Source organism: Psychrobacillus sp. FSL K6-4046, assembly GCF_038624605.1.
GTDB lineage: Bacteria > Bacillota > Bacilli > Bacillales_A > Planococcaceae > Psychrobacillus.
Genome location: NZ_CP152020.1, coordinates 607,383 through 623,292, shown reverse-complemented (window position 1 = coordinate 623,292; position 15,910 = coordinate 607,383). Strand labels below are relative to the sequence as shown.

The 15,910-nt window shown below is 38.9% G+C and carries 19 protein-coding genes, 1 pseudogene and 1 riboswitch; of the genes and pseudogenes, 2 read left to right on the top strand and 18 right to left on the bottom strand.

Going from position 1 to position 15,910, the window contains the following annotated elements:
* Positions 1 to 25: 25 nt before the first annotated feature.
* Positions 26 to 2,080, bottom strand: a complete 2,055-nt coding sequence (locus MKY09_RS03080) for an EAL domain-containing protein (protein WP_342567553.1) — start codon at positions 2,078 to 2,080, stop codon at positions 26 to 28.
* 295 nt (positions 2,081 to 2,375) lie between these two features.
* On the opposite strand from MKY09_RS03080, the pseudogene MKY09_RS03075 reads away from it, so the two are divergent.
* Positions 2,376 to 2,477, top strand: a pseudogene (locus tag MKY09_RS03075) (enoyl-CoA hydratase); the annotation flags it as partial.
* Positions 2,478 to 2,564: 87 nt separating this feature from the next.
* Here MKY09_RS03075 and MKY09_RS03070 read toward each other — a convergent pair.
* The 17 genes from MKY09_RS03070 to MKY09_RS02990 form a co-directional block, all read right to left on the bottom strand.
* Positions 2,565 to 3,227, bottom strand: a complete 663-nt coding sequence (locus MKY09_RS03070) for a hypothetical protein (protein WP_342567552.1) — start codon at positions 3,225 to 3,227, stop codon at positions 2,565 to 2,567.
* Positions 3,220 to 3,702 carry an ECF transporter S component gene (locus tag MKY09_RS03065; protein WP_251552263.1) on the bottom strand — a complete coding sequence of 161 codons (483 nt, stop codon included), beginning with the start codon at positions 3,700 to 3,702 and terminating at the stop codon, positions 3,220 to 3,222. The genes MKY09_RS03070 and MKY09_RS03065 overlap by 8 nt, the downstream gene beginning before the upstream one ends.
* Positions 3,703 to 3,707: 5 nt before the next feature.
* Positions 3,708 to 4,298 carry a cob(I)yrinic acid a,c-diamide adenosyltransferase gene (locus MKY09_RS03060; protein ID WP_169361189.1) on the bottom strand — a complete coding sequence of 197 codons (591 nt, stop codon included), beginning with the start codon at positions 4,296 to 4,298 and terminating at the stop codon, positions 3,708 to 3,710.
* The gene (locus tag MKY09_RS03055) at positions 4,282 to 4,686 is read right to left on the bottom strand and encodes a bifunctional adenosylcobinamide kinase/adenosylcobinamide-phosphate guanylyltransferase (protein WP_342567551.1); all 405 of its coding nucleotides are present in this window, start codon (positions 4,684 to 4,686) and stop codon (positions 4,282 to 4,284) included. The genes MKY09_RS03060 and MKY09_RS03055 overlap by 17 nt, the downstream gene beginning before the upstream one ends.
* A complete protein-coding gene (locus MKY09_RS03050; RefSeq protein ID WP_169361187.1) occupies positions 4,638 to 5,237 on the bottom strand; it encodes a histidine phosphatase family protein in 600 nt (199 codons plus the stop codon). The genes MKY09_RS03055 and MKY09_RS03050 overlap by 49 nt, the downstream gene beginning before the upstream one ends.
* On the bottom strand, positions 5,207 to 5,959 hold the full coding sequence (cobS, locus tag MKY09_RS03045) for an adenosylcobinamide-GDP ribazoletransferase (RefSeq protein ID WP_342567550.1): 753 nt from the start codon (positions 5,957 to 5,959) through the stop codon (positions 5,207 to 5,209). The genes MKY09_RS03050 and cobS overlap by 31 nt, the downstream gene beginning before the upstream one ends.
* A 6-nt stretch (positions 5,960 to 5,965) precedes the next feature.
* Positions 5,966 to 6,496 (bottom strand): bifunctional adenosylcobinamide kinase/adenosylcobinamide-phosphate guanylyltransferase, encoded by a 531-nt coding sequence (locus MKY09_RS03040; RefSeq protein ID WP_251552249.1) that lies wholly within the window; start codon positions 6,494 to 6,496, stop codon positions 5,966 to 5,968.
* Positions 6,469 to 7,545 (bottom strand): aminotransferase class I/II-fold pyridoxal phosphate-dependent enzyme, encoded by a 1,077-nt coding sequence (locus tag MKY09_RS03035; protein WP_342567549.1) that lies wholly within the window; start codon positions 7,543 to 7,545, stop codon positions 6,469 to 6,471. The genes MKY09_RS03040 and MKY09_RS03035 overlap by 28 nt, the downstream gene beginning before the upstream one ends.
* Complete coding sequence (gene cbiB / locus MKY09_RS03030) at positions 7,532 to 8,488, bottom strand: adenosylcobinamide-phosphate synthase CbiB (RefSeq protein ID WP_342567548.1); 957 nt, start codon at positions 8,486 to 8,488, stop codon at positions 7,532 to 7,534. The genes MKY09_RS03035 and cbiB overlap by 14 nt, the downstream gene beginning before the upstream one ends.
* Before the next feature lies 1 nt (position 8,489).
* On the bottom strand, positions 8,490 to 9,959 hold the full coding sequence (locus MKY09_RS03025) for a heme ABC transporter ATP-binding protein (protein WP_342567547.1): 1,470 nt from the start codon (positions 9,957 to 9,959) through the stop codon (positions 8,490 to 8,492).
* A gap of 1 nt (position 9,960) precedes the next feature.
* Complete coding sequence (locus MKY09_RS03020; RefSeq protein WP_342567546.1) at positions 9,961 to 10,956, bottom strand: iron ABC transporter permease; 996 nt, start codon at positions 10,954 to 10,956, stop codon at positions 9,961 to 9,963.
* The gene (locus tag MKY09_RS03015) at positions 10,949 to 11,902 is read right to left on the bottom strand and encodes an ABC transporter substrate-binding protein (protein ID WP_298468146.1); all 954 of its coding nucleotides are present in this window, start codon (positions 11,900 to 11,902) and stop codon (positions 10,949 to 10,951) included. The genes MKY09_RS03020 and MKY09_RS03015 overlap by 8 nt, the downstream gene beginning before the upstream one ends.
* Before the next feature lie 120 nt (positions 11,903 to 12,022).
* Positions 12,023 to 12,165, bottom strand: a riboswitch (cobalamin riboswitch).
* Positions 12,166 to 12,542: 377 nt separating this feature from the next.
* The gene (locus tag MKY09_RS03010; protein ID WP_342567545.1) at positions 12,543 to 12,680 is read right to left on the bottom strand and encodes a hypothetical protein; all 138 of its coding nucleotides are present in this window, start codon (positions 12,678 to 12,680) and stop codon (positions 12,543 to 12,545) included.
* Positions 12,681 to 12,844: 164 nt separating this feature from the next.
* Positions 12,845 to 13,525 (bottom strand): DUF1963 domain-containing protein, encoded by a 681-nt coding sequence (locus MKY09_RS03005; RefSeq protein WP_342567544.1) that lies wholly within the window; start codon positions 13,523 to 13,525, stop codon positions 12,845 to 12,847.
* A 12-nt stretch (positions 13,526 to 13,537) separates the two neighbouring features.
* The gene (locus MKY09_RS03000) at positions 13,538 to 14,164 is read right to left on the bottom strand and encodes a DUF2185 domain-containing protein (protein ID WP_342567543.1); all 627 of its coding nucleotides are present in this window, start codon (positions 14,162 to 14,164) and stop codon (positions 13,538 to 13,540) included.
* Between the two features lie 34 nt (positions 14,165 to 14,198).
* On the bottom strand, positions 14,199 to 14,513 hold the full coding sequence (locus MKY09_RS02995) for a hypothetical protein (protein ID WP_342567542.1): 315 nt from the start codon (positions 14,511 to 14,513) through the stop codon (positions 14,199 to 14,201).
* Entirely contained in the window at positions 14,510 to 14,983 is a 474-nt protein-coding gene (locus MKY09_RS02990; RefSeq protein ID WP_342567541.1) for a DUF2975 domain-containing protein, read from the bottom strand. The genes MKY09_RS02995 and MKY09_RS02990 overlap by 4 nt, the downstream gene beginning before the upstream one ends.
* Positions 14,984 to 15,449: 466 nt before the next feature.
* On the opposite strand from MKY09_RS02990, the gene MKY09_RS02985 reads away from it, so the two are divergent.
* Positions 15,450 to 15,767, top strand: coding sequence for a hypothetical protein (locus MKY09_RS02985; RefSeq protein ID WP_298468129.1), 318 nt, complete (start codon positions 15,450 to 15,452; stop codon positions 15,765 to 15,767).
* Positions 15,768 to 15,910: the final 143 nt, after the last annotated feature.

Genomic DNA, 15,910 nt, shown 5'->3' with positions numbered 1-15,910 from the left:
AGCATCGAGTCTCACTCGATGCTTTCTATGCCAATCCTTTAGATGTCGCTAAGTGGACTTGATTCCACAACACTATTTCTTCACTGGATTGTGGCTTTGAGTAATAATATCCTTGTACAACCGGCTTGATGCAAGTGTTTCGTAGGAACTCTATTTGCTCCTTCGTTTCTACGCCTTCAAACACAATCGTTAGTTTTAGCGATTGACCAAGCCCAATCATTGCTTCCAGTATGGATGAATCCTTTTCTGATGTCGGAATTTCATCTATAAAAGACTTGTCTATCTTTAACGTGGAAATAGGCATTTTTTTTAAATAGGACAAAGAAGAAACACCTGTGCCAAAATCATCTAAAGCTACGGATAGCCCTTCCTTTCGAAAAGCGATGACAGCTTGGATTGCTTTTTCTATGTTTCTGACAAAGCTCGTTTCCGTTATTTCAAGCTCCAGCTGAGAGGCTAACACCTCATAATTCCGCATATTAGCTTGGAGTACTTGGAGAAGTTTTGGTGAGGTTACATAGTCTCCAGGTATATTAATAGAAAGTTGCCCAAAAGAGATCCCCTCTTCCCTCCAACTTGCGATTTGTTTACAGACTTCCTCAATTATCCAGTCCGTAACTCTCTCCATTCGATTATGTGCTTCGAGTATAGGAATAAACAAGGCCGGGGATAGTAACCCATGAATGGGGTGGTTCCATCTGAGTAAGGTTTCTAACCCTTCCACCTGATTCCCTTTAAGAGAAACTTTCGGCTGATAGACTAAGAACAGTTCCCCCATCTTAATGGCACGACCAATTCCATCCACTATCTCACGCTCAAAAGCATGTGTGTGAATTGCTGGATCAAAGAATATTACCTCATTTTCAAACTTAGTAGAGGAGTGGCGGATAACAGCTAAAGCGTTAGCATACAAGGTTGCTGCCTCGGTTTTATTGTTAGCTTCTGCAACTGCACAAACGGAAGAAAGATATATTTTTTCCCCATCAATAAAGAATGGCGTTTGTAGATATTCAGAAATTCTCTGCATAGCTTCTTTTACATGTGAGCTTTCCTTAACATCCTTCATCAAAAAAGCGAAGCGGTTCTCTTCAATTCTATATAGTTCAGAGGATGGAGGTCGCATTGTTTGAAATCTTTGAGCTGTTAGCTTAATCACTTCATCAACGAATTGATAACTATATTCTTTATTGAGCTCCTCTAATCCATGAAGCTGCCATATGATTAAGTACTCCGGAAATAAATGCTTTCGAAGATCTTGCTCAAATAGTCGCCGGTTTGGTAGTTTTGTAAAGGAATCAAAAAAATTCGTGTGGTACGCCACATAACGATCTATTTGACCCAATAAAAAAAGTATACCAAGCAGTAACGCCATTCCTGCAGTGACAATGATAACTAAACCACCTATATTCCCCATGTCATGTGCTAGTGCGTGTGCATGAAAATCACTAGGCACATAAAAAGTGACTGCTGACATACCCGTATAATGCATACTAGACACTGCTAAACCCATAATTAGAGCAGTTGATAATTGAATCCAACGATTTTTCATATAAAGTTGCAGGTTTGAAAAAATATAGACGGCTAACATCGAGATTGCCACTGATATACCAATAGAAACTATAAATATTAAGTAGTTATAAGAATAAAAGATATCCATTTTCATGGCATACATTCCCATATAATGCATAGTAGAGATACCAGCTCCCATCGAAACTCCAGCTAGGATATAAACCCAAAGCCCTCTTTTCGGCAGGTTAGATAAATAAAAGGCAATAAACGATGCTACCATTGCTGGCACAATAGATAAAACAGTCAGTGTAACATTGTATGTCATATGGACAGGCAAGGAGAATGCACTCATCCCAACAAAATGCATAGACCATATTCCAAATCCCATAGCAATAGAAGCAAACATTAACCATAGATTTCGATGAAAAAACCCAATCCTTTGCGCTCTTCCATTCATCGTCAAGGCTGAATATGAGGCTATTACGGCTATTAAAATGGACAATATAACAACAGAAGTAGCATAGTCACCTTGAATGACGACCATATCCTCTTCCAAATAATTTTCAAACATTCAATTGATCTCCTTTTACATTTTCGTGTCTATAAACGTAAAATCCATGTTTCTATAGTAATCACCCTCCTTTTATCGGCAGTGAGTACTAGAAATTAACTCATCTTGAAGCTCTACGGAAACTTTCTTTTGAAGGTGATACCGGTCTCTTAATATACCTCAATTGGGAGTGATAAAGATACCAAAATCGTAAGACGAGAAAAATAGCTTCATTTCCATTAGATTTTACGAGTTGTACCATCCAGTAAGACTTGGCTATACAAGTAATATAATATTCTTTTAAGGGGGAGATTATATGTCTTTAAAGATTGGAGATATAGTTAGGTTTGAAAGAACTTTTACATTAAATGATGTGGAATTATTTATAAAGATCTCAGGGGATGAAGGTATTCATCATATGTATCTCAGGGGTAATATTATAATCACTAAAAAAAGCAGTCTGTTCCAACTAGGAAATGGACTGCTTTTTATAAGGCTAAGTAAGCTAAATGATTGCTTGAAAGTATTCGCCAAAGTATAGTTTTGCTTCCTGCTGTCTCTCCCTATTAATACCTACTAGTACCGTCGTTGCTGGACCTGCAGATTTTTGGACTTCCCAGCCTTTCATATCGCACTCGAGCTTTAGTTGCTTACATTCATCTGCTATTCCTTTAGAGCCGACCGGCCAAACAGCATGAACCAATCCAGACCTCATTGCCTCCCAAACTTTTTTTAAGTCTGCGATTTTGTCTGCTTCTTTAATAACCTCTTCCCCTACACATGGCTTTCCGTAGGCATACCATTGAACATCTTGATCGTGTTTTAGCTGTTGCTGACCAAGCATCGTAATAGCCACGGCTGATTGCATGGTTTCTATATTCGTTTCGCTGCTACCTGTAATGGTTGGACATTCCTCTGCAATCTCATTAAACAATTTCTTTATTCCTTTTATATACTTGTTCCAGCTGTCATTCCCTGAAAAATTATGAACCACTATCGTTTGTGGGTACGCGCTAGCTGCCCACTGCTCCAAGATAGAGACTCGAGCGGCAAAGTAGGCTACTGCCTCATCTGATATAGACACCACATCGTTTTCCTTTTCACCTATCGCTGCCGAATTATCCGTGGTTAGTACTATTCCATTTGGCAATAATATAGCATTACGCATGTGTCTTCACTCGTTCGATTACCTTTTCAACAACAGGAGAAACAATCATAGCAATGGAAGCATTAAGTATAGTTGCCAGCGTGATACCCGGTAAAGCACCTATGAAGAACGCAGGTGAAATAATCCAGTAGAAAGGTAAAGTGGCTAGCACACTATTTGCAAAGATAAAGAAAACCCATTTCCAAAAGTGATATCCCTTTTGATGGAGCTTTGTAAAAACAAATAGAATGACAAACATCTCCAGGGCTATGATGATATGTAATGGACCTAGTGGGAACCCAGCTGATAAGGAAGAGACTAAATGACCTACTAAAGAAGCCGCTCCTGCATACATTGGCGGTAAAAAAAGAGCGGAAATAAGTGCAGGCACTGTATCTAGTGCCGCACTTCCAATCCCCACTGGAATCTTGATCAACGCTCCAATTGCACAAAGAGCTGCGAACATGGCTGCAAGTGTTAATAGTCGAAGCTTCATATAGATTACTCCCCTTCTTTTTTCTCGCTTCCAACGTTTTTAAACACTTTTGCGCTTCTTACGTATTCAACATCACTTACGTTTTCCCGCACGTTTGCCACACGAGCTGCTGCAAATAAATAATCCGATAAACGATTTAAGTAACGCTGTACAACGGAAGGTACATCCTCTTGCGTTTTAGATAACGTCACAGTTAATCGCTCTGCACGACGTGTAATAGTACGCGCAATATGAAGCGTCGCCGCAGCTGGAGTTCCTCCCGGAAGGATAAATCGCTCTAATACTGGGCCTTCTTCTACTAATACATCAATGCGTTTTTCCATTGCCTCGATTGCCTCATCTGTCATTTTATAGATTCTGCGATTAGATACGTTTGCTAGATCTCCACCACAGTCAAATAGCTCGTGCTGAATCGTTTCCAAATCCTCTAGAAGATCTGCAAATTTGGTTGGGTCTAGCTCTGTCACTGCTTTTCCTATAAATGAGTTTACTTCGTCAATTGTTCCGTATGCCTCTACTCGAATATCGTCTTTATCTGTTCTGCCTCCGATTAATCCTGTTTGTCCCTTGTCACCTGTTTTAGTGTAAATTTTCATTGTGAACATCTCCCTTTATAGTTTGTGGAATACCATACCAAATACGTGTAACACTCTCTGCAACAGCAAAAAGCTGCTGATAAAATCTTCCCACATCATCCCTAAGCTTCCGCATACTAGCCTCCATCGGAACAATCCCTCTTCCAATTTCAGTAGCAATCACATAAACCTCTTTTTCCGCATCCCATTTCTTTAAATGCGTAAACCATATATTTAGCTGATCTTGTTGTAGGGTCTCAAATCCTGTTATCACCAGTATTTCTTTATCGAGAAATAATGTAGTAGGAAGTTCTTCACCTGCATCAATCCATTGAACATGACGTCCAGCTAGCTTTTTTTCTACAAAAGCTCTTTTTCCATTAAATGCTCCACCGAATATGACGTGCAATGCTTTCCCTCCAGTACTTCTTGTCTATCTTTCCAACACAGTGTATACATGCTTCCATGGGGCACATCCCAATCCCAAAACTTTTTAGAGTCATTTACAAATTTACTTAACAATGCTCGAATAGGCCCACCGTGAGTAATTATAATTGGATGATTAGAGCTAGTTATAACATCACAAAACCCACTTGTTACCCTTACTTCTAGCTGTCGTAGAGATTCCCCTCCTGGTGGGGCAATACATTCATAATCGTCTAGCCACGCCTGGTACTTTGCTTCATGCTTCAATTCCTCGTATGTTTTTTCTTCCCAGCTACCAAAGGAGCACTCTCTGAGATTAGTACTTTCAATATATGGAATATCTCCAAAAATTATATTGGCAGTCTGGCGGCATCGAAGTAAATCACTCCCAAACACTTCTGTAGCTTTCCCTATTTTTCGGACGGTCTTAAGATCAGAAATAATGGGCTCATCCGTCCAACCAATATATCTTTTGTTAACATTCCCTTTCGTCGGAAGATGTCTTATGAGAGTAACAGTAAAAAAGTCATCCATAAAATAACCTCCGTCAGCTCTAGGCTGGCACCGAGTAAGTCACCCGTAATGCCCCCGAAATTCTTTAACGTCCAGCTACGATATACACAGCTAAATACGACTAACACACTTAAGATTGTAATCGCAATAAGCCAATACGTCGTTAGACCAATTAAACAAATGGCTATAAACAATGAGCATGCTGTTAACGATAATAGTAGTGGAATATGAATCCTTTGCTTAAAGAAATGGGCCAGACCGCTCTCTTTAGCATTTACTGTAGTACTAAATAGCGCCACAAGAACTATGCGTGATAAGACAGGAATAATCACTATAAATATCCAATGAAAACTTTCAGAAGACAACACCTCGGCTATGATGATTACTTTACCTACAATCAGCAAAACAATAGCGATCACACCAAAAGCACCAACTCGAGGGTCATCTAAAATTTCCATTCGCTTTTTTAAATCTCTATAGGAAAAAAAAGCATCTGAAGTATCGATAAAGCCGTCCATATGGAGTCCTCCTGACAGTAGGATTCCCAGACTGACAATCACAAATGCAGTCATTAAGGGGCTCCATTCAAAATAGAGAGCCAAACTAGCGACTGCTCCAATGCCAACTCCTACCAAAGGAAAAAAAGTATACATCCCAGTTATTTCTCTTTTTTCCATCGGCAGATTTTTTTTAACCGGAATAATGGTAAAGAATTGAAGTGCCAATAACAGGCTATTCATCATTCCACCTCATTTCCACTGATGTCCTAATCCATACTCCATTTCGTATGCAACATCGGCTTTAGCAACTAACTTTTGATGAATACGACCAATCCACTGCTGATAGAGAAGCACACTTTCATAGCTAGAAAGTTGTTCATCTAGTACTTCATTGGATACAACGACCATGACCTTTACCTTTTCTAACAATCGGTCGATTGTTTCAAATAGCCTCTTTTCCACCTTTTCCATGTCACTAACATAAAGCTCGTTTGCTAGCCAAGTCGTGACACAGTCCCAAAGGATTCCATCTGTTTCCTTGATTGCTGGCACTAGTTTCTCCAAATATCTCGGTTGCTCAATCGTAATCCAGTTTACCGGATAATTTTCCCGATCTCTTTGGTGATGTGCAATTCTTTGTTCCATTTCTCTGTCTGTTGCTACACCTGAAGCAACGTATATATTACGAGGAGCCTGCTCGTTCATCAGGTATTGCTCCGCAAAGTGGCTTTTCCCACTCCGCACTCCCCCTGTTATAAAGACAAGCTTTCCTCGAACCATGTGGTCAACTCCTTTTTCAAGTACTGCATGTCATCTTCTTTCTTCATCCCTACTCTAAACCAATTACCATCTAGTCCTTTAAAGTTTTCCGTATGTCGGAGCACGCAGCCTTTAGCTAGTAAATATTCAAAAAAATCCTTCGACTGAACAGGGTCGGGAAGCTGAAAGCAAAGAAAATTTGTTTGAGATGGTAGCACTCTACAATTAAGCCCCTCTAAAAATTGGGTGAAGTCCGTTCGTGCCTTTCGCGCAAAATGAATAGCATGCTGTCTATACTCCTCTTCCTTGAAGCACTGTGCACCAATCGTAGTTGCCAATGCATTACTATTCCAGTGAGGCAGCCTTGAACGAATATCATCTATTGTTGCTTTCCCCGCTACTGCATAGCCGAGTCGTAGCCCTGGAATTGCATACATCTTAGTCATTGAACGGACAACGATAACATTAGGAAAATCACTTAAATACGGAATAAAAGATTCCTGTTCCTCTATAAAATCTAAGAAAGCCTCATCCAATACTAAATCACAATCATGCCTTTTTGCAGCAGTCGCTATCTGTATGATTTCCTCTAAGGGTACCAGATAGCCTGTAGGATTATTTGGTCTGCATATATACAGAACATCTGCGTTTTCTACGGCACTAAGCACCTCATTCATCGGCAGCGAACTTATTGCTATAATCTCCTTGATTACTACCCCATATGGTCTGATCGTAGCCTCGTATTCAGAGAATGTCGGATGAATTATCACTACTTTTTTATGCTGATAGCGAATGGCAATGCTTGCAAATATCTCAGCTGCACCATTGCCAATGAGTATTTGTTTTAAACTCACATCATGATACATTGCAGCCGCGCTTAAGAATGGCTCTCCATAGGGATCTGGGTATTTCGTTATTAGATTTGCATAGGATTCCCACTGCTCCCTCACAAAATTGGGGGGACCTAGTGGATTCACATTTTCGCTAAAATCAATGACCATCTCAGGTATTGGAATGTTTAGACGTTGATATAATTGGTGAGCATTTGCTCCGTGGCTAGGTAACGACAAGTATTAAACCTCCTATCCCCGTCATTCCAAGCCAGAAAAGAAAGACGGCTGTGTGTAAATGGGAAATCGCTCCTAATATATGTCTCGCACTTAAAGGAACCTTACGAATTCCCATCAATGCACGATTGGAAGCGACTCCTTTATATGTATTTCTTCCGCCTAACTGTATGCCTAATTGATAGGCAGTGGCTGCTTCTAAAAAGCCACTATTGGGACTCGGATGCTTCTTAGCATCCATCCACCAGCCCTTCATTCTCTCCTTCAAGGGAATGGCTGCTTCCTTTCTTCCTCCCAGCATAATGGCCAACCCAGTTAATCGACTCGGGATATAATTCGCAACATCATCTAACTTTGCTGCTGTATAACCAAACTCCTCGAACTGTTCATTTTTATAGCCAACCATGGAATCTAAAGTATTGATTGCTTTATATGCCCACAGACCAGGAGCGCCAAATAAGAAGGCAAAAAATAGAGGTGCAGTAACTCCATCACTTATATTCTCAGAGACGGTTTCTACTACCCCTCTAGTTATTTCCTCCTCGTCCAAATATTCCGTGTCTCTTCCTACAATCCATGAAAGCTTAACCCTTGCATTAGGTAAATCCCCCTCTATCAAAGGCTTGTATACATCCATTGCAGCGTTCTTCAAGCTTTTTTGGGCGAGGCCAGAAGCAATAAGTATACTTTCTAGCGCAATTCCTAAAACAATTTGAATAGAATAAGCAACGGTTACAAGCACTAGAGCAACGCTAAATGATATGCCCACTATAACTAGGACTAGGATCAGCCCTTTAAGCTTCCTCTTACTACCTTTGTTTAATTGCTTGGTTAGCCATGAAATAAGCGTACCGATCCAACGGACTGGATGAGGCCAATTAGGAGGATCTCCTATTAATCGATCTAGCAGAAGACCAATTGCTATTGCTATCATATGAGATGCCATCTTACACCCATCCCTTTGCCTTTTTGTATATCTGAATAGCCTCCACTGTACATTCAAATACACCTTGCCCAATCTTTTTACCGATCTCTGTTATAGGACCTGCGTATTCAATAGGAGTGCCTTTTTGTGTAGCAGCAATTAGGACGCTATCTGTCGAGGTACCGGTCGCAAGTGTACCAGTTCTTGAATCCCTCACTTGTTCATGAGCCATCGCTTTCGTTTTAGCCTCCGTTGCAGTGATAACTGATTGAATAAATGCCTCCTCTGCTAGCTCACCATTAATAACAATCCATGTATTGATCGTACCTACAGAAGGAAACATTTCAACCTCATGCGCTCTAGAGACATCCACTGCATTTCCAACCCCCGCAGTTACCATTACGACTAGATTACCAAGAGGTGTTTTGTACTCTTTTATGATAGCGTCCGTAGTTTTGACCGCTGTCATCATACCTACCGTATCTGCCTCTGATAATCCTTCGGTAGCAAGGTATTCTATCATTTCCTCCTGAACGTTATCACAATGGTAGCTCGCATCCACTCTTCGATTGACAAAGTTTCTATACCAGCCACTTCCTGCATTAATGACTGCAGATGACCACGTCTTTAATTGATTTTCTGCTCGGAAGAGAACATAATCATCCGTTACTTGAAAATTGGACACTGTAATTGGTTTATCGTCTTGTTTTTCCTTTACGTCTGGCAAAATGGTTATTTGTGGTTTAGGACGTTCTGGATGAGGACTAGTGCTAACTCTGGCTTCATAAACCGTTTCCACTAAACTCTTTTTTACTACCTCATGCGGTTCTCCAATTACTTTAATCCTCCCTTGGTCCATCAATAAAAGCCTGTCACAGTAAAGCGATGCAAGGTTAATATCATGAAAAATGCTTATAACCGTAATACCATTCTCAATTGCTTGTGTCTTAATCGTATCTAGAAGTTGTTTTTGATGAGCAATATCCAAGTGATTGGTCGGCTCATCTAACAGCAATATGGGAGCCTGCTGAGCCAATGCCTGTGCTACAAACACCCGCTGCTGTTCTCCTCCTGATAGAAGCTCTAGTAAATGCTTTTCATATTTGTCGATAGCAGTTAGCCTCATTGCTTCCTGTGTCGCTACCTCGTCCTCTTGCGACCATGTTGAAAACCAGCCCGACTGGTGAGGGTAACGACCGAGTGAAACCGTATCTCGAACGGTATGTGAAAAAGCTTGATTGTGCAGCTGCGGCAAAACGGCCAGCCTTTTCGCAAGCTCCTTTGAGGAATAGGATTTTAGTTGCTTACCTTCAATCATTACTTCTCCTGATGCAGGGGTAAGTATGCCACTCATCAATTTTAAAAGGGTAGATTTCCCGCTGCCATTTGGACCTAATATTCCTAGCATCTCTCCTTTAGATACCTGGAAGGATACGTCATGCACGACTAGTTTTTGATTGTAACCACCAGAAATGTTTTTGATCTCTAGCATGCTATGCAGCTCCTTTTTTACGTTGTCGGAAGAAGATAAATGCAAATACTGGTGCGCCAATAAAGGCAGTGATGACACCTATTGGAAGCTCTGTTGGAGATATAATGGTACGTGACACAAGATCACAAATGATTAATAACGAAGCTCCGTTTATGAAGCTTAAGGGAAGTACATGCCTGTTATCGGAGCCAAATAGCAGCCTCGTCATATGAGGAACAACCAACCCCACGAATCCAATCGTACCGGATACAGCTACAGCCGTCCCAGTAAGCATAGACCCACCTATTAGTATCATCATTTTACGTTTCTTCACTTCCACACCTAAATGCTGTGCTCGTTCTTCTCCAAACAGCATTGCATTTAGCTCCCTACGGTTTAACCATAATAAAAGTGAACCAATTATTATAAAAGGTAATGCCATTTGAACATAGCTCCAGCCACGCATAGAGACGCTTCCAAGGAGCCAACCAATTATTTGCCTTAGCTCTTCCCCTGTTAATGCAATCATTAAGGAAATAACAGAGCCGAGAAACGAGCTAAAGATAATACCTGTTAAAATAATCGTTTCCATTTTCATCGCTCGATCAACAAGCTTCGCGAAGGTGATTACGGTGAGCATCGTTGCAAGAGCTCCTAACATACTGAAAACAGGCAAGGTGAACATTCCTAAAAAAGGTACTGATATTCCAAAAAAGAGTGTAGTCACTGCACCAACCGATGCTCCGGACGACACTCCCAATGTATAAGGATCGGCTAGCGGATTTTTAAGCAGACTTTGAAAAGCTGCTCCCGCTATTGCCAGGGATGCTCCGACTAATCCTGCGAGTATAACTCGCGGCATGCGAATCTTCCAGACGATATTTGTTGCAATCGCATCTGTACCCGTATCCCATAAAGTACTGATCGGTACCTTTACAGATCCGACCGACACACCTAGCCAAATGGCTACGATTAACGTAGCCAGTGACAAGGTATAACCGATCATTGATTTACTCACTAAATGCCTCCGGATAAATAGCCTTAGCCACTTCCTCTAGGCCTTCTACTAAACGTGGACCTGGACGACTCGTTGCATCCTCATCCACTTGTACCACCTCATCGTTTTGAATGGCAGTCACTGTGTCAAAGCCATCACGCTGCTTCACCTTTTCTACAATTCCTTCCACGTAGTCATAGGTGATTAACATTACATCTGGGTTACGGCTTACTATTTCCTCTGGGTTAACTTGAAACCAGCCATCTTGATCAGCCATAATGTTTTCTGCATTGACCATCGTTAAAATTTCTTGCATAAATGTCCCATTACCAGGAGTATAGATTTCTGGTACATCGGAAGTTTCTACGAATACTGTTTTCTTTGTCTCTACTTTTGCAACTTTTTCTTGAATTTCGTCAACCTTTGCCTTCATATCCTCTATAACGGCTTGTGCTTCCTCATATTTCCCCGTTGCTCGGCCAATTTGTTCAATAGTTGTATAGGTTAAGTTAAAATCCTTTGCATCCTGTACCACAAATACCTTTACACCAGCATCTCGAAGCTGCTGTAATCCTGCCTCTGCCATTGAAACAATGGATTCATGAGCGAATACAATATCCGGACTTAAAGAGATAATTTTTTCAATGTTAAATTCCATCCCGCCAATTTTTTCTTTATCTAACGCTTCCTTTGGATAGCTTTCGTAATCATTAACACCGATAATTTCCTCATTTAGTCCCAAAGCAAATAGAATCTCCGTGTTACTTGGAATCATGGATACGATTGATTTCGGAGCTTCCTCTAGCGTAATTTCTTGTCCTACTGCATCCGTCAGTGTAAGTGGGAATGCCGTTTCTGAGTTACCAATTTCCTGGCTACTTTCTTTTTCTGTTGGAAGTGTCTCTTGCTCATTACAACCACCTAAAATCAGCAAGGTCATTCCAATAATTAACCACAGTTTCTTCATCCTTTATTCCTCCTAAATATAGACAACAAAAAATCCCCCATCCTAGGATGAGAGATAGATAGGTATAAATCAGCCACGAAAAACCGAAAGCGGACCTACACCAGACCTATCCGCGTAGGTAATGGGTGTGTACGTAAAGGCAGGTTTTCTGGCTTATGATGCATATGCATCACTTACAGTGGCGGGACCGCGCTGGACTTTAACCAGCTTCCCTTTTAACTCTAGTAACCGATAACTAGAGCACCTTTAAGCAAATGTTATTCTATTGTTTCTTGCATTTATTATACCTTATATTTAGATGTTGTCGAGTTGAAGTCGGTATTTGAAAAAGCATACATTTTATACATTTCAACAATACGAACGATTAATAAAGAATATTGAAGTTTATATGCTTTTAAATGTGGAAAGTAGAATTGATTTCCGCTCTGGCGGACGCTTTCCGCGAGGGGAGCGATAAGCCCTCACCCATCGCTAACGCGCGTGGTTGTGATGTCTTATCTGTCTCCTTCCTCCCGCTGGAGTCGCCTCCTGCCACTTCAATCAATAATTAGAAAAGGTTCATGGTTGATTGGTAAAGACTTCTTTATAATATATAAAACACGACAACTTTAACCTTAAAAAAGCTTAATATAGTAGTTTTTCATCGCGATTTCTTGTTTTCATCATTTTTTTTATCAATCGTTTCTCTTACTTCTTTTAGTATTTTTTTCGTTGCTTTTGATTGTTCTCGTGCCGTTTTCAGGATATTTGGTTTATTTTCTTCTTTCCATCCAGTCAAAGAACACCCTCTCTTAGTTGTGTGCAACTGAAATTCGCTCCATCTTCTTAATATATCTAAAAACAAAGGGAATAATTGAATCAAAACATTTTGAGATAAATAATAATATAAAAAAACTTTTACTGAAATGAGCTTTAATCCATTACTACTTTTTTTACCTGCTATTAATAAAAATCACAGTACACAATCCACTCTTGTTTGTCTTGATTATAGAAAAAATAGAAGCTACCACTGTCTACTATGTTGAATTGTGCTTTCGCATCAGAGCTTATTTGTAAGACAAATGGATATTCTTCACCATATGAAACTCCACTCTGTGTATAAGAGGGGTATCCACCGATCTTATGCATAGGATAGATATCCTCCACGATATCATCGTAATATTCAATATCCTCATCCAATTCAAGATGTAAAATCTCATCTTGGACTTCCGTTTCTATATCCTCAGAATCCCAGGCAGGAGTGTCGTTATTAACCAGCTTTGGAATTAACGGAAAAGACCTCATCCTCACAGATTGGTTGTTTATTTTTAGTAATCCATTGAGGTTTGTATAGCAATTGATCATAAAAAAAGGCGCTAGGTTATCATCATTTAAATGATCATATACATTAAAGTCCATATAAATGGTGATTAGTTGAATATTTTTTAATTCCTCCGGTACGTAAGGGAGATCGTTTAAAAAAATGGTGCATAAAGGCTCAAACTGTGAAGGGATATTTTCTTCTTTTCCCCACAAGACCTTTCCAATCCAGCTCTCTCCTAATTCTTCCGTTGGTCGATAACCACCCGTCTCAAAAATGGTAGCTTGCTTAAATAGTACTTCTTTTAATTGAGCAATGTTCATATAAATCCCCTCCTAAGCTAAGTAAGACTTCCAATCGTAATCTTCTATTTTATAAAAGATACCACGGTCGTTTTTTTCGTATGCACATAGAGGTGGCTCATCAATAAAAGATAGAACAGAGTCATCTATATTTAAAATTACACCTATGGATATATACTGGAAATTATCAGAATTACTTAAAAATCTATCATCTTCGTAACCAGTTAAAACAGACCAACCAGAATCTTGAGCATCTTTTGGATCATCTTTTAACATAAAATTAAATTCATCTCTCTCTAAAACATCGTTGCTTACAATTATTTTCGTATCAAAGTAATAATCCCATTTAGAAGATTTTGGATCATTATACTCAGTGTCACATATATGATCTGCACGAAATGAAATTTCTTGTCCAATTTTTAATTCGCTTATATTGATTGGGTCGTTTGAAAGAACTCCCTTAAAGTTTTCCATATCCCTATGGGTAATTTTCACCCACATTCTTTCACCTGCATACCCGTCTCCTCTAGTCTCGCATTCGAAAATTAATTTGACCCGATCTCCTATTCTTAAAATATCAATTACTTCCTGGCTAGGAATATAAAAAGTATAGGGCGCTTCTTTATTTCTCTTATAAACACTCTCTAAGTACCATGACATTATATTTACCCCTTGAACTGTTTCGACATAATTTTTATGAGTCTTTCATCACTTTAATTTTTTTGGCAACTATCTTCCCTTCGATTTCCTCAGTCCAGACTTTCACTTCTTGACCTTCTATTAGACTCTTAGAAGTCTTTATTTTCCCAACTATTTCAGTGTTATCTGTGAAATGGACTTTAGGAGTAAAATGCTCGTATTCAGGGTTAATTTCAAGAGGATATAATATAAATTTACTTTCGGTTAAGTCCCCTATCTTACCATGATAATCAGCTCTACTAAAAAGGAAAAAAGCAAGAACAGCTATAATTATTATAGTCATTCCAATAATTAAGCCTCTACTTTTCATTTGTTATGTTCCAATCGTGCAATTGCTTCTTGTAGAAGTCTTTGTAGAACAGATGCGAAGGCTGCAATTCCAAGAGAAGCAAAAATCATGCCTAGTCCGATGCCTATGATTCCAGGCGCATCATCCTTATCTGCCATAAGAAAGAATATTGGCATACCTAAAACGTATAAAGAGCTAATAGCTAATCCACAGTATTTTATCTTCTCCAAGGCTCTTACTGAAGGTTCAGAGAAGGTATTATGATGACCTATATAATTTAAAAGCTTTAGTGCTTGGTATAGAGCAAAGTAAAAAGGAATAGCTGTTGCATACAAATCGATATAAACTAGATATTTTAGATAAGAATGGTCAGGATATAGTTCCGCTGCAAAGCCTGCTATTTCAGGCACTAAAAAGATACATAACGCGAGAACCGGGATTCCCATTAAAATGACGGCCAACTTTAAAAATAAAATAATAGCTTTTTCCATAAAAGCACCTCACTCATTCATTGTCTACATAATATTACATATTTGATTGTTTTAGAATAAATACTATTGTAAATAAAATATATTAATACTCTAGGATTATAAAGGAACCAGAATAAAATTCTGAAAGTTTTTAAATGTCTTTATTCCTGTAAGAGATCCATTTGCTGCATTTAGCACTTTGTCTACATTATAGAATTAAAGATTTTAAACTAATTTCGTCTTTTAAAAGGCAATGTGGACTGATCTCACATTTGAAAATTTCAAAAAATATTTATAATTACTTACACAAGTTACTCTTGAAAACATACTAAAAATAGGCATTTCCTCTAAGAAAGTGTGTAACAAAAAGAGCTGGACAAGGTTATTATAATGTGAAAAGATTGAATTGTAAGAATAATCGGCCGATTTTCTTCCTAAGTATTTTGTTTTCTAAAAAAATAAAATTTGATACGGAGGAATATACTTTATGAAGAAATTTAAAATATTATTGTTAAGTTTTGTAATTGCTTTAAGTTTTGGATTCACAGCCCAAGCAGAAAATGTACGAGCCACTGAAAGTAAAGAAACAAAAGTTGATGTAGCTTCAGAACAAATTTTTGTTTCAAGAACGGTTCGTTTTACTAGAGATCAATCTATGTGGGTAACTGAAACTAGAAATGGTAAAACGTATTCTGGGTATATTTATAATAGAGGTTTTGCAGACGGCTCTGGAAACTACTCATTTTTCTCAGGATATATTAGAACAGGTCCCCATGCACCATTATCACTTGAACTTGAAAAATAGGAAGATAGAGTAGTTAAAATAAAGGCTTTGTTAGAAATCATCCCTTTACGTAGTTGTTTAACTCTGCAGTTCTCTGTAAGTTTCACTATTTAAAGGGATGTTTTCTTTTTCTAGAAATTATACTCCATTATACAAGCATATAA